The 13,306-nt window shown below is 70.9% G+C and carries 14 protein-coding genes; 11 read left to right on the top strand and 3 right to left on the bottom strand.

Annotation, left to right across the window (positions count from 1 at the left end; all coding sequences use genetic code 11):
• The first annotated feature begins 3 nt into the window (after positions 1–3).
• Genes ACN6PJ_RS26560 through ACN6PJ_RS26510 form a run of 11 tightly spaced genes read left to right on the top strand, consistent with a single transcriptional unit; the run spans position 4 to position 11,733 of the window.
• On the top strand, positions 4–876 hold the full coding sequence (locus tag ACN6PJ_RS26560) for a branched-chain amino acid ABC transporter permease (RefSeq protein WP_427998768.1): 873 nt from the start codon (positions 4–6) through the stop codon (positions 874–876).
• A 2-nt stretch (positions 877–878) separates the two neighbouring features.
• Positions 879–1,850 carry a branched-chain amino acid ABC transporter permease gene (locus ACN6PJ_RS26555; RefSeq protein ID WP_427998767.1) on the top strand — a complete coding sequence of 324 codons (972 nt, stop codon included), beginning with the start codon at positions 879–881 and terminating at the stop codon, positions 1,848–1,850.
• On the top strand, positions 1,843–2,598 hold the full coding sequence (locus ACN6PJ_RS26550; protein ID WP_427998766.1) for an ABC transporter ATP-binding protein: 756 nt from the start codon (positions 1,843–1,845) through the stop codon (positions 2,596–2,598). Before ACN6PJ_RS26555 ends, ACN6PJ_RS26550 begins: the two co-directional genes overlap by 8 nt.
• Complete coding sequence (locus ACN6PJ_RS26545) at positions 2,595–3,305, top strand: ABC transporter ATP-binding protein (RefSeq protein ID WP_427998765.1); 711 nt, start codon at positions 2,595–2,597, stop codon at positions 3,303–3,305. Before ACN6PJ_RS26550 ends, ACN6PJ_RS26545 begins: the two co-directional genes overlap by 4 nt.
• A gap of 2 nt (positions 3,306–3,307) precedes the next feature.
• A complete protein-coding gene (locus tag ACN6PJ_RS26540; RefSeq protein ID WP_427998764.1) occupies positions 3,308–4,576 on the top strand; it encodes a 3-isopropylmalate dehydratase large subunit in 1,269 nt (422 codons plus the stop codon).
• Positions 4,573–5,088: a 3-isopropylmalate dehydratase gene (locus tag ACN6PJ_RS26535; RefSeq protein WP_427998763.1), complete on the top strand. Its 516-nt coding sequence runs from the start codon at positions 4,573–4,575 to the stop codon at positions 5,086–5,088. The genes ACN6PJ_RS26540 and ACN6PJ_RS26535 overlap by 4 nt, the downstream gene beginning before the upstream one ends.
• Positions 5,082–6,752 carry a hydantoinase B/oxoprolinase family protein gene (locus tag ACN6PJ_RS26530; RefSeq protein WP_427998762.1) on the top strand — a complete coding sequence of 557 codons (1,671 nt, stop codon included), beginning with the start codon at positions 5,082–5,084 and terminating at the stop codon, positions 6,750–6,752. The genes ACN6PJ_RS26535 and ACN6PJ_RS26530 overlap by 7 nt, the downstream gene beginning before the upstream one ends.
• The gene (locus ACN6PJ_RS26525; protein WP_427998761.1) at positions 6,749–8,797 is read left to right on the top strand and encodes a hydantoinase/oxoprolinase family protein; all 2,049 of its coding nucleotides are present in this window, start codon (positions 6,749–6,751) and stop codon (positions 8,795–8,797) included. The genes ACN6PJ_RS26530 and ACN6PJ_RS26525 overlap by 4 nt, the downstream gene beginning before the upstream one ends.
• Positions 8,798–8,806: 9 nt before the next feature.
• Positions 8,807–9,415, top strand: a complete 609-nt coding sequence (locus ACN6PJ_RS26520; RefSeq protein WP_427998760.1) for a cysteine hydrolase family protein — start codon at positions 8,807–8,809, stop codon at positions 9,413–9,415.
• Positions 9,412–10,809, top strand: coding sequence for an FAD-dependent oxidoreductase (locus ACN6PJ_RS26515; protein WP_427998759.1), 1,398 nt, complete (start codon positions 9,412–9,414; stop codon positions 10,807–10,809). Before ACN6PJ_RS26520 ends, ACN6PJ_RS26515 begins: the two co-directional genes overlap by 4 nt.
• A gap of 60 nt (positions 10,810–10,869) precedes the next feature.
• Complete coding sequence (locus tag ACN6PJ_RS26510) at positions 10,870–11,733, top strand: isocitrate lyase/PEP mutase family protein (protein WP_427998758.1); 864 nt, start codon at positions 10,870–10,872, stop codon at positions 11,731–11,733.
• 32 nt (positions 11,734–11,765) lie between these two features.
• Here ACN6PJ_RS26510 and ACN6PJ_RS26505 read toward each other — a convergent pair whose 3' ends face one another.
• The 3 genes from ACN6PJ_RS26505 to ACN6PJ_RS26495 form a co-directional block, all read right to left on the bottom strand.
• Positions 11,766–12,239 (bottom strand): SRPBCC family protein, encoded by a 474-nt coding sequence (locus tag ACN6PJ_RS26505; RefSeq protein WP_427998757.1) that lies wholly within the window; start codon positions 12,237–12,239, stop codon positions 11,766–11,768.
• Positions 12,236–12,580 (bottom strand): ArsR/SmtB family transcription factor, encoded by a 345-nt coding sequence (locus ACN6PJ_RS26500; protein WP_427998756.1) that lies wholly within the window; start codon positions 12,578–12,580, stop codon positions 12,236–12,238. Before ACN6PJ_RS26500 ends, ACN6PJ_RS26505 begins: the two co-directional genes overlap by 4 nt.
• 76 nt (positions 12,581–12,656) lie before the next feature.
• Positions 12,657–13,283, bottom strand: a complete 627-nt coding sequence (locus ACN6PJ_RS26495) for a chorismate--pyruvate lyase family protein (RefSeq protein ID WP_427998755.1) — start codon at positions 13,281–13,283, stop codon at positions 12,657–12,659.
• Between the last annotated feature and the right edge of the window lie 23 nt (positions 13,284–13,306).

Raw genomic sequence — 13,306 nt, 5'->3', positions numbered from 1 at the left:
GGCATGCTCGATCCCGCCATCCTCTTTTCCTCGGTGCTCAACGGCCTGACCACGGGCGCGGTATACGCGCTGATCGCCCTGGGCCTGACGCTGATCTACGGCGTGCTCCACATCATCAACTTTGCCCACGGGGCGGCGCTGATGGTGGCGCTGTACGCCGTGTATCTGCTGAAGGAGCGGCTGGGCATCGATCCCTACGCGGCGCTGCCGCTGGTGATGGCAGGCATGTTCGCGCTGGGCTACGCCCTGCAGCGCGTCGTGATCAACCGCGCCAGCCACGGCAAGGACGAGAACATCCTGCTGGTGACCCTGGGGCTGGCCATCGTGCTGGAGAACCTGGCGCTGGTGTGGTTCAAGTCCGACACGCGCACCATCGACACCGCCTACACGCTGTCCACGGTGGAGATCGGGCCGGCCATGATCGCCTTGCCCAAGGTCATCGCCTTCTTCGGCGCGCTGGCCGTGGCCGCGGCGCTGTTCTGGATCATCCGCGGCACGGACCTGGGACGCGCCATCCGCGCGGTGGCCAAGGAAAAGCAGGGCGCCAGGCTGATGGGAATCGACGTGGAGAAGGTGTACGCGCTGTCGTTCGGCATCGGCATGGCCTGCCTGGGCGCGGCGGCGTGCTTCCTGCTGCCGGCGTATTACGTGAATCCGCAGGTGGGCGGCGGCTTCGTGCTGGTGGCGTTCACCATCGTGGTGCTGGGCGGCATGGGCAGCTTCGCGGGGGCGCTGGCCGGCGGCCTGCTTATCGGCGTGGTGGAGTCCATCGGGGGCCTGTTCCTGGGCGACTCGCTGGGCCAGATGGGCATATTCGCGATCTTCATCGCGGTGCTGCTGTTTCGCCCGCAGGGGCTGTTCGGGGCGAGGAGCTGAGCATGGGCAGGGATCTATTCGCAATCGCGCTGTTCGGCGCGGCGCTGGCGGCCGCGGCCGCGCTGACGCAGTCGGGCGTGGCGCTGACCTTCGTGATGATGTCGCTGTACGCGGCCCTGCTGTCGCAGGCCTGGAACATACTGGGCGGCTATGGCGGGCAATTGTCCTTCGGCCATGCGCTGTTCTTCGGCGTCGGGGCCTACGCCCAGGCGCTGGGGCAGTTGAACCTGGGCCTGAATCCATGGCTGGCCCTGCCCATCGCGATCGCGCTGGGCGCGCTGGTCGGCCTTGCCGTCGGCGGCCTGACCTTCCGCTACGGGCTGAAAGGGTCGTACTTCGCGCTGGTGACGCTGGCGTTCGCCGAAGTGTTCCGCATCCTGGCGCTGTCGGCATCGTTCACGGGCGGCGGCGTCGGGCTCATGGTGCCGCTACAGGAGGGCGTGGCCAATATGCAGTTCGGGTCCCGCCGGGGCTACATCTACCTGCTGCTGGGTTTCGTGCTGCTGGCGCTCGCCGCCACCGCATGGCTGCGCCATTCGCGGTTCGGCGCCTATCTGCAGGCGGTGCGCGACAACGAGGACGCGGCGCGCGCCATCGGCGTGAATCCGCTGCGGGTCAAGCTGGGCGGCATCGCGCTGTCGGCCGCGTTCATGAGCGCCGCGGGAGCCTTTTACGTGCAGGTATTCCAGTACATCGACCCGGGCATCGCATTCGGTCCGGCCGTTTCGGTGGAGGCGCTGGTGGGCGCCATCGTGGGCGGGCTGGGCACCCTGTGGGGACCCGTGCTCGGAGCAGTGGTCCTGCATGGCCTGAGCGACGTTACCCGCAATCTGTTCGGCGAACTGCCGGGCATCAGCATGGTCATCTACGGCACGGTCCTGATCCTGATCGTCATGTTCATGCCCCGCGGCATCACCGGCTGCGGCCAATCCCTGGGCCGCCTGGTCGGGGCCAAGGAGCGCGCCCGTGCCTGAGATCCTGCTGCAAGCGCGCAATCTTTCCATCACGTTCGGCGGACTGAAGGCGGTCCAGGACGTCAGCCTGGACGTGCCCCAGGGCTCGCTGACCGCCCTGGTGGGGCCCAACGGCGCGGGCAAGACGACGCTGTTCGGCCTGCTGTCGGGCTTTCTCAGGCCGGGGGCAGGGTCCGTGCATTTCGCGGGCAGCGACATCACCGGCCGGCCGCCGCACGAATCGGCCCGGCTGGGGCTCACCCGCACGTTCCAGATCGTGCAGCCCTTCGGCGCGCAGACGGTGCGGCAGAACATCGCCGTGGGCGCGCACCTGCGCCTGGGCGGCCGTCGCGAAGCGTTGGAGGCGGCCGAGGCCGTCGCGGCGCGCGTCAACCTCCAATCCCAGCTCGACCGGCCCGCTGCCGACCTGACGGTGGCGGGGCGCAAGCGGCTCGAGCTGGCGCGCGCGCTGGCCACGCGGCCTCGCCTGTTGCTGCTGGACGAGGTGCTGGCGGGGCTGAACCCCAGCGAGATCGATGAAATGATCCCCGTGGTGAAGCAACTGGCCGACGATGGCGTCACGGTGCTGATGATCGAGCACGTGATGCGCGCGGTGATGAGCCTGGCCGAGCACGTGTGGGTACTGGTGCAGGGCCGGCTCATCGCGGCGGGCTCGCCCGGCGAGGTGACCCGCGATCCGGCCGTGGTGGAGGCCTATCTGGGCCATGGCGCGGCGGCCAGGCTGGCCGCGCAGGGAGCGCCGCGATGAGCGCGCTGCTGGAGGTCAAAGGCCTGCGGGCCGGCTACGGCCGCATGGAAGTGCTGCGCGGGGTGGACCTGCGGGTGGGCGAAGGCGAAATCGTGGTGCTGCTGGGCAGCAACGGCGCGGGCAAGTCCACCCTGAACAACACGGTTTGCGGGCTGTGCCGGCCCTGGGGCGGCACGGTGCGCTTCGATGGGCGCGACCTGACCGGCCGCCACTACCGCGAGGTGGTCCAGGCCGGCCTGATCCAGGTGCCGGAGGGGCGCCGCGTGTTTCCCAACCTGAGCGTGCGCGAGAACCTGGAGCTGGGTTCCTTCGCCCGCGGACGCGAACGCCGGGCCGCCAACCTGGAAAAGGTGCTGTCCATCTTCCCGCGGCTGCGGGAACGCCTGGCGCAACGGGCTGGCACCATGTCGGGAGGCGAACAGCAGATGCTGGCCATCGGGCGCGGCCTGATGGCCGAGCCGCGTCTGCTGATCCTGGACGAACCTTCGCTGGGCCTCTCGCCGCTGATGGTCGAGGAACTGTTCGGCCTGATCCAGCGGTTGCATGCGGACGGGCTGGCGATCCTGCTCGTGGAGCAGAACGTGGGCCAGTCGCTGGAGACGGGGCAACGGGCCTACGTGCTGGAGAACGGGGCGGTGCGCTACAGCGGCGCCTGCCCGGAACTGATGGCCAGCGACGATGTGCGCCGGGCCTATCTCGGGATGTAGCCATGGCCGAGCCCCAAACGCTGGCCCAGAAGCTGATCGCGGCGGCCTGCGGCCGCGACGCGGTGGCCGAGGGTGAAATCGTCACCTGCGCGGTCGACCTTGCGATGTTCCACGATTCCAGCGGCCCGCGCCGCCTGCAGCCCATGCTGCAGGAATTGGGCGCCACGCTGTGGGATCCGTCCAAGGTGGTGCTGGTCATCGATCACTACGTGCCGGAATCCGACGACGAGTCGCGCCGCATCGTGCGCATCGCCCGTGACTGGGCGCAGGGGCAGCGGCTGCCCAATGTGTACGACTCGGTCGGCATCTGCCACGTGGTCGTGCCGCAGCACGGCCACATCCGTCCGGGGATGTTCTGCGTGGGCGGGGATTCGCATTCGCCCACGGGCGGCGCGTTCGGCGCCTACATGTTCGGCATCGGCAGCACCGAAATGCTGGGCGTGGCCGTCACCGGGGAGATCTGGGTGAAGGTGCCGCGGACGCTGATGATGCGCTGGAGCAACCGGCTTGCCGCCGGCGTGACCGCCAAGGACATGATGCTGCGCATGATCGGCCGCTATGGCATGAACGGCGGGCGCTACCAGGCGGTGGAGTTCTGCGGCGAAGCGGTGCGCGCGCTGTCGATGCAAGCGCGCATGACGCTGTCGAACATGAGCGCCGAGCTGGGTTCGCAGGTGGGCTTGATCGCGCCGGACGAGACCACGGAGGCCTACCTGAGGGAGGCCGGCGTGACCGGCGAACTGGAGCTGGCGCGTTGGCGCAGCGACCCGGGCGCCCAGGCGGAATGGCACGATTTCGACGCGGCCGAGCTGGCGCCGCAGGTGGCCGCGCCGCACAGTCCGGCCAACGCGCGCGACGTGGACGAGTACCGCGGCGTGTCCGTGCAGGTCGCGTACATCGGCGCCTGCACCGGCGCCAAGCTGGAGGACCTGCGCGCCGCGGCCAGCGTGCTGCGGGGTAGGCGGCTTGCCGCCGGCATGCGCCTGATGGTCGCGCCGGCCAGCCGGCAGGACCAGCAGCAGGCGGAGCGCGAGGGCGTCATGCGGGCCCTGCGCGAGGCCGGGGCCGAGGTGCTGCCCACCACTTGCGGGGCCTGCGCGGGCTATGGCGGGTCGATTCCGGACGGGGCCAGCGTCATTTCCACCACCGCGCGGAATTTCAAGGGGCGCATGGGCTCGGAGACGGCCCAGGTCTACCTGGCTTCGCCCTACACGGTGGCGGCGTCGGCCATCGCCGGCCGCGTGGCCGATCCCCGGGAGTTCATGGCATGAGCGATCAGGCTGCGACGCATCGCGTCTGGCGCGTGGGCGCGGACATCGACACCGACGCGCTGGCGCCCGGCGCCTACATGAAGTTCGGCATCGACGAGATCGCGCGCCATTGCCTGCAACGGGTGCGCCCGGAATTCGCCGCCCAGGCGCGGCCGGGAGACGTGCTGGTGGCGGGCCCCAATTTCGGCATCGGTTCGTCCCGCGAGCAGGCCGCCGCCGCCCTGGTGCGCCTGGGCATCGCCGCCGTGATCGCGCCATCCTTCAATGGGCTGTATTTCCGCAATGCGTTCAACGTGGGCCTGCTGCTGCTGACCTGCGCGCAGGCCGAGGTCCTGGCCGAAGGCGAGCGCATTGCCCTGGATCCCGCTGGCGGGCGCATCGGCCGCGCCCATGGCGATCCTTCCGAACTGCATTGCGATGCCGTGCCCGCCTTCCTGCTCGAGATGGTGCGGGCCGGCGGACTGTTGAATGTGCTGAAACAGCGCAAACCCCGAGGAAGAACCCCATGCTAGATCCGGTCACTCTCGCTGTCCTGAAGGGCCGCCTGGAACAGATTGCCGACGAGATGGACGCCACGCTGTACCGCAGCGCGTTCAATCCCATCATCGCCGAGGCCCATGACGCGTGCCACGGCATGTACGACGCGGCCACGGGCGCGACGCTGGTGCAAGGCAAGTCCGGGCTGCCGGTGTTCGTGGGCGCAATGGCCTTCGCCGTCAAGGCGGCGGCCAAGGCGGCCGCCGAGCGCGGCGGCATGGTGGACGGCGACGTCTGGCTCTTCAACGATCCATACGAGGGCGGCACCCACGCCAACGATTTCAAGCTGGTCCGGCCCGTGTTCCGCAGCGGCGCGCTGTTCTGCTTCCTGGCGTCGGCGGCGCACTGGCACGACGTGGGCGGGGCGGTGCCCGGCAATTACAACCCGGCGGCCACCGAATGCTGGCAGGAGGCCGTGCAGATTCCGCCGGTGCGCATCGTGCGCGCCGGCGTGCTGGATCAGGACGTGCTGGCCATCCTCAAGGCGAACACGCGCCTTCCCGACAGCCTGTGGGGCGACCTGAACGGGCAGCTGGCGGCGCTGGAACTGGGCGCGGGCCGGCTTGATGGCCTGCTGGACGAATACGGCGACGCCGCCGTGCTGGAATCCCTGGACACGCTGCGCGAGCGCGCGCGCCGCCTGATGCGCGACCATATCGCGCGCCTGCCCGACGGCGAGTACCGCTTCGAGGACATCCTGGACAACGACGGCGTGCGCGACGAGCCGCTGCGCATCGCGCTGAAGCTCAAGATCGAGGGCGAGCGGCTGGTGCTGGATTTCAATGGCACTTCGCCCGCCTGCGCCGGCCCGGTCAATATTTCCCGCGCCACGGCCATCGCCGCCTGCTACGTGGCGCTGAAGCACCTGTTCCCGGACGTGCCCGCCAACGCCGGCGTGCTGGATGCGGTGGAGGTGGCGCTGCCGGACGGCCTGCTGATCTCCGCGGACCGGCCGCGCCCGGTGGGCGGTTATACCGAGACCATCCTGCGCATGATCGACGTGATCTTCTGCGCCATGGCCCAGGCCGAGCCGGCGAGGGCGATGGCGCAGGCCTACGGCACGATCAACGCGCTGTCGATCGCGGGTTACCGCAGCGATGCCGCCCGGCGCGGCCAGCGCTGGGTCATGTTCAGCTTCTTCGGCGGCGGCCACGGCGGCCATTCGGACGGCGACGGCCTGAGCCACGGCAACGCGCCAATTTCCACGGCCACGATCCCGCCGCTGGAGATCCTGGAAGCCGCGTATCCGGTGCGCTTCACGCAATGGGCGCTGCGCCCGGATTCGGCCGGCGACGGCGCGCACCGCGGCGGCCTGGGCGCCATCTACGAAATCGAGTTGCTGGAGGACAGCGCCGAGGCGTTCATCTTCGGCGAGCGCGGCCGCAGCGCGCCCAAGGGCATCGCGGGCGGCGGGGAGGCGGCGCTGAACGTGTTCCGCTACCAGCGGGACGGCGAGTGGCTCGCGCCGCCCATGCGCTCGAAGATGCTGGGCATCCCGCTGCGGCGCGGCGACCGCGTGCGGCTGGAGACGCCGGGCGGAGGCGGCTATGGCTCGCCGGCCGCGCGGCCGGAAGCGGCGCGGGAGCATGACCGCAAGATGGGGTATGTCAGCGGAATTCAGAAGGAGCAGGCGGCATGAACGCGGCACAAGGCTTGGTCGTAGGCGTGGACGTGGGAGGCACGTTCACGGACATTTTCGTGCTCGACGAGGCGGCGGGCACGGCAAGGGTGGTGAAGGTGCCGTCCACGCGCGGCGAGGAAGCGCGCGGCTTCATGAACGGCATCGCCCGCGTCGCCGACGGCGCGGACGCCATCGCTACCATCGTGCACGGCACGACCGTGGGCACCAATGCGCTGCTGGAACGCAAGGTGGCGCGCACCGGCATCATCACGACGGAGGGCTTTCGGGACGTGCTCGAAATGCGCCGGCGCGACCGGCCCCAGACCTGGGGCCTGCGCGGCAACTACGAGCCGGTGGTGCCGCGCGACCTGCGCCTGGAGGTTCGCGAACGGGTGCTGGCGGATGGCACCCTGCATACCCCCGTGGACCTGGACCAGGTGGAAGCGGCGGCGCGCGCGCTGCTGGAGCAGGGCTGTGACGCGGTCTGCCTGTTCTTCGTCAATGCCTACGCCAACCCGGCCAACGAGGCGCAGGCGGCGGCGCGCGTGCGCGCGGTCTGGCCCAATGGCAACGTCACGGCCGCCACCGAGGTGCTGCCGGAGATCCGCGAGTTCGAGCGTTGCTCGACGGCGGCGCTCAACGCGGCGCTGCAGCCGGTGGTCGGCAGCTATCTCACGCGGCTGGAATCGGACCTGCAGGCAAACGGGTTCGGCGGCGAGCTGCTGGTGGTGCAGAGCAACGGCGGCGTGATGTCGCGCCAGACGGCTTGCGACGTGCCGGTGCGCACGGCGCTGTCCGGCCCCGCGGCGGGCGTGATCGCCTGCGCCGCCATCGCGCGCGCCGCCGGATTTCCCGACGTGGTCAGCGGCGACATGGGCGGCACTTCATTCGACGTGTCGCTGGTGGCGGGCGGCGAGGCCTCGCTGTCGGCGCAGACCTCCATCGATTTCGGCATGGTAGTGCGCGCGCCCATGATCCAGATCGAAACCATAGGCGCGGGCGGCGGCTCGATCGCCAGCGTGGACGCGGGCGGCCTGCTGCAGGTGGGCCCCGAGTCCGCCGGCAGCGTGCCGGGACCGGCCTGCTACGGCAGGGGCAACACGCGGCCCACCGTCACCGATGCCAACGTGGTGCTGGGCCGCATCGCGGCCGAGCGCCCCTTGGGCGGCGGCCTGCTGGCCACGATGGACGCGGAGCGGGCGCGCGCCGCAATCGAAGCGCATGTCGCCAGACCCTTGGGCCTGGACGTGCATGCGGCGGCCGAGGCCATACTGACCGTGGCCAACGCCAAGATGGCGGGCGCGATCCGGGTCGTGTCCATCGAGCGCGGCCACGACCCGCGCAAGTTCGCCTACATGCCGTTCGGCGGCGGCGGCGCGCTGCACGTGTGCGCCATGATGAACGAGGTGGACGCCGCCCGCGGCATCGTGCCGCGCTATCCGGGCGTGACTTCGGCGCTGGGTTGCGTCATGGCGGATATGCGCCACGACGGCGTGCAGACCCTGAACGTCGCCCTGGACGCGCTGGACGCGGCCGACCTGCTGGCCCGCATCGACGGGCTGGCGCTGGCTTGCCAGGCGCGGCTGGATTCCGCCGGCGTGGCCTTCGAGGGCATACGCGAGAGCATCGAGCTGGACATGCTGTACGTAGGGCAGAGCCATACCGTGCGGGTCGAGATCGGCCGAGGCGAACTGGACCGGGCCGGCATCGCCGCCGCCTTCGACCGAGCCTACCTGGCGGCCTTCGGCCGCAGCCTCGCCGGCATTCCCGTCCGCATCCTGAATCTGCGCTATGCGCGCATCGGCCAGCGGCCCAAATTCGACTTGACGCTGCTGGCGCCGACCGGCCAGGCCATGCCGGCGCCGCTGGGCACGCAGCGGGTGTTCCACGCGGGCCAATGGCGCGACGCCGTGCGCTACGCGCGCCTGGACCTGCCCGTGGGCGCCGAGATCGCCGGGCCGGCGATCCTGGAACAGCCGGACACCACGATCTGGATCGAGCCGGGGTTCCGCGGCAGCGTCGATTTCCTGGGCAATCTGCTGATCGCCCGACAGGCTTCCTAGGAGCGGCTCATGTCCAGCTTCGATCCCCGCAGCACCGCGCTGGTCGTCATCGACCTGCAGAACGATTTCCTGGCGCCGGGCGGCGCCTATGACCGCGGCGGCGCGGTCAGCGCGCAGGCGCGCGCCTTGCCCGCGCGGGTGGCGCCCGTGGCGCGCGCGCTCAAGGCGCGGGACGGCTTCGTCGCGGCAAGCCAGTTCACGCTCTGGCCGGACGCGCACGGCGAACCGATGATCTCGCCGCACCTGAGGCAATTGCGCCCGTTCCTGCGCAGGGGCGATTTCGCCGCGGGTTCGCCGGGCCAGGCCAATGTGGCGGAGTTGGACGGGCTGGTCGACGTGTCCGTCTGGAAGGTCGCGTATTCCGCCTTCTTCAATACGCAGCTCGACTGGGTGCTGCGCCGGGCCGGCATCGCCAATGTGGTGGTGGCCGGCATCGTCACCAACGGCGGCGTGGCCAGCACGGCGCGCGACGCCCACATGCGCGACTACCACGTCACGGTGCTGGCCGACGGCTGCGCCGCGCCCACGCCGGCGATGCACGATGCCGCCCTGGCGGACCTGCGCACGGTCGCCGACGTGGTGTCGTGCCGGGAACTCCTGGGGAGGCTGGGAATATGAGCCCATCCCGGGTCATCCGCGGCGCGGCGCCCGGCGCCGACGCCATGCGCGTGCCGGTGGCGATCGTCGGCGCGGGAGCCTGCGGCCTGACTGCGGCGCTGCGCCTGGCCGAGGCGGGCATCGAAACCGTGTTGATCGAGCGCGACGCCGTGCCCAGCGGCTCCACCGCCTTGTCGTCCGGCTTCATCCCGGCGGCGGGAACGGCGGCGCAGCGGGCGGCCGGCATCGAGGACGACGCGGCCCGCTACGCCGCCGATATTCAGGCCAAGGCGCACGGCACGGCCGCGCCGCACCTGGTCGCCGCCTACACCGGCGCGGCGGCCGCCGCCGTGGACAATCTGGCGCGCCATGGACTGGACTTCGCGGTGCTGGACGGCTTTCTCTATCCCGGCCATACCGCCCGCCGCATGCACACCTTGCCGCAGCGCACCGGCGCAGCGCTGGTGGCCGCGCTGGAGCGCGCCGCAACCGGCGCAGGGGCCTACCTGCTGACCCGCGCCCTTGCGCGGCAGATCTGGGCGGACGGGAGCGGCCGCGTTTCGGCCGTCGGCTGCGAACGGCCCGACGGATCGATGGACGTAATCGGCTGCGACGTGCTGCTCCTGGCGTGCAATGGCTTCGGCGGCAACGCGGCGATGGTGGCCGAGCACCTGCCCGCCATGCGCGGGGCCGTCTATGGCGGCCACGCGGGCAACGACGGCAGCGCCATCGAATGGGGCTTGCAGATGGACGCGCGCCTGGCCGATATGGGCGGCTACCAGGGCCACGGCTCCTGGGCCACGCCGCAGGGCGCGCTGATTTCATGGGCCGTCATGATGGATGGCGGCGTGCAGGTCAACCGCGCAGGGCGCCGTTTCCACAATGAAACGCTGGGGTACTCCGAGGCGGCGGTGCACGTGCTGGCGCAGCCCGGCGGCGTGGCCTGGAACGTATTCGACGACCATACGCTCGGGCTGGCGCGGGGCTTTCCCGACTTCGTCCAGGCCGAGGCCGGCCAGGCATTGAAGACCTGCGCGGACTTGCCGGCGCTGGCCGCGCTGATCGGCTGCGACGCCGGCACGCTGGGCCGGACCCTGGCGGACGCGCGCCCAGGCGCCGACGACCCGCACGGCCGGCGCTTCGAGCGCGCCCTGCAGGCGCCGTACCACGCCGTCAAGGTGACCGGGGCGTTGTTCCATACGCAGGGCGGGCTGGACATCGACGCGCACTGCCGGGTCCTGGATCGCAACGGCGCGGCGTTGCCCAATTTGCTGGCCGCGGGCGGGGCGGCCCGCGGCGTCTCCGGAAACGACGTATCGGGCTACCTGTCCGGCAACGGCCTGCTCAGCGCGGTGGCCGGCGGCCATATCGCCGCGGCGACGGCGGCGGCGCTGCTCAAGCGCGAGCTCGCCTGAGGCCGCGCGGGCCTGCTTTTCAGCGTGAAGCCGGCCGGCGCCGGCCTTTAGGAAACCCCCATGCAGAAACACAACCTGAAAGCGCAACTGGAGGCCGGCGCGGTGCTGGCCCCCGGCGTCTACGACGCCTTGTCGGCCTTGCTGGCCGAGCAGGCCGGCTTCGGCGCCCTGTATCTCTCCGGCGCGTCGATCGCCTATACGCGGCTGGGCCGCTCGGACGTCGGACTGACCACCTATACCGAGGTCGAGGATGCGTTGGCCCGCATCACGGAACGGGTGTCGGCGCCGGTCATCGTGGATGCCGACACGGGCTTCGGCAACGCCCTGAACACGCAGCGCACGGTGCGCGGCTTCGAGCGGGCGGGCGCGGCCATGATCCAGATCGAGGACCAGACCTTTCCCAAGCGCTGCGGCCACCTGGACGGCAAAACGGTAATCCCGGCCGCGGAAATGTGCGGCAAGCTGCGGGCGGCGGCGGATGCGCGGGTGAATCCCTCGACCCTGATCCTGGCGCGCACGGACGCGGTGGCGGTGGAAGGTCTTGAGGCCGCGCTGGACCGTGCCGAACGGTATCTGGAGGCCGGCGCCGACGCGCTTTTCATCGAGGCGCTGCGCACGCCCGAGCAGATGCGGGCGGCCTGCGGCCGCTATGCGCGCCGGGCGCCGCTGCTGGCCAACATGGTGGAGGGCGGCAAGACGCCGGTGCAAAGCGCCGAGGCCCTGATCGCGCAAGGGTTCCGCATCGTGATCTTTCCCGGCGGCACGGCGCGCGCGGTGGCGCACACCCTGCAAGGCTACTACGCCAGCCTGCGCCGCCACGGCACCACCGCCCCCTGGCGCGAGGGGATGCTGGACTTCGACGGGCTGAACGCCGTCATCGGCACGCCGGAGCTGCTGGCGCGCGGCAAGGCCTACGAGGGCTGAGGCGGCGGGCGCCCGCGCAGGGCCCGCTGCCGTCAATGCAATTCGGCCACGCCGGCTCGGACCATTTCGGCCAGCCGGTCCAGGCCGGCCTCCGTGCCCATCCGCCGGCCCTGCGCGCCGCTGCCGTCGAGCAGCGCCGCCTGCTCGGTGAAGCGCATCAGCGTGCCCGCGCCGGAAGGCACGAATTCCACCGTGACCAGCGAAGCCGATATCCGCTGCCCGCGGAAGCCCATTTCATAAGCGTAGATGATGCGTTCCCCGGGGACGACGTCGAGGTAGGCGGCCCGATAGGTCTGCTCCGCGCCTTCCGGGGTGCGCCAGCGCTTGGACTCGGATCCGTCGGCGCGGAAATCGTGGCGGTCTTCCAGCACCGTCCAGTCCGGATGGCAGCTGGTCCAGCGCTGCTTCAGCCGGGGTTCCGACCAGAAACGGTAGGCGTCGCGCGGCGAGGCGGGCAGCTCGCGCTCGATGACGAAAGTGGCGTGTTCGATGGCGGGGGAGGTCATGGCGTGTCGTCCTCAGGAGGGATATCGTGCATGGCCTGCACGAGGCGGTCGAAGGCCGCCTCCATGGCGGCCTCCCGTTGACGCACCCAGTCGTCGATCTGGCGGAAGGCGCCGGGCCGCATGCGGTAGGTCCGGCTGCGTCCGGCCTTTTCCGACATGACGATGCCGCCGCTTTCCAGCACCTGGAGGTGCTTGACCGCCGAAGGCAGCCTCAGCCTGGCCGGCTCGGCCAGTTGCTTGACGGTGGCGGGGCCGCGGCTGAGCTGTTCGACCATGGCGCGCCGGTTGGGGTCGGCCAGGGCGGTGAACAGCAGATCGAGCGGGCGCTGCGTGGGATCCATTGCCTTTCCAATAGTTTCCGTTGACGGAAACTATACGCGCGCCCAAAGCGGCCCGCAAGGGGTTGGCGCGAAAAAATCAGCGCGCGCCCGGTGTGCGCTGGTGGGCTTGAAGGGGAGGCGCTTCCCGGCCGGCGGTAAGCGTCCAGAAGCCCGGCAGGAAGCACTCAGCCACCAGCAGCGGCTGGCCCATGCGCCAGAACACCGAGCGGCGCGCCCATATATGGGCGGCCTGGGGGTCCTGGCGCGCCGCGCCCTGCGCCTGCAGCGCGGTCGCGTGGAAGGGCACGGGCGATGCCAGGCGGCGGCAGGCGAAGGGCGAGCGGATGACGGTTCGGTCGTGGTAGAGCATGTCCGCCAGCGGCCGCGTCGACAGGCGCCGCATGCCTTGCCAGGCGCCGTGCGAGGCCATGAGCGGCGTGAGGCTGCGGGCGGGCACGCTGTCCACGCCGTCCACCGACATCAGCACCTCGCGCACCCAGACCGGGCTGCCGGGGGCGATGCGCATGGCTTGCGCCTCGTCCGGCGGCGCGCCGTCGGAATATTCGGCCACCACGCGCAGGCGCACGTGGCCCACCTGGCGCAGGCCGGCGGTCAGCGCGCCGGGGCGGAACAGCCAATGCCGCATGGCCGGGGGCAGGATGGGCGGGGCGGCCGTCAGCCAGCCCGGGGCGAGGGGAGGGGGAAGTACTGCTTGGCTTGTCATGGCTGCGTATTATGCCAAGAGCG

This window comes from Achromobacter sp. (genome assembly GCF_050285585.1).
In the GTDB taxonomy this organism is placed as follows: Bacteria; Pseudomonadota; Gammaproteobacteria; order Burkholderiales; family Burkholderiaceae_B; genus Achromobacter.
Note: the sequence above shows the minus strand (reverse complement) of the source record. Positions and strands in the feature narration are given on the sequence as shown.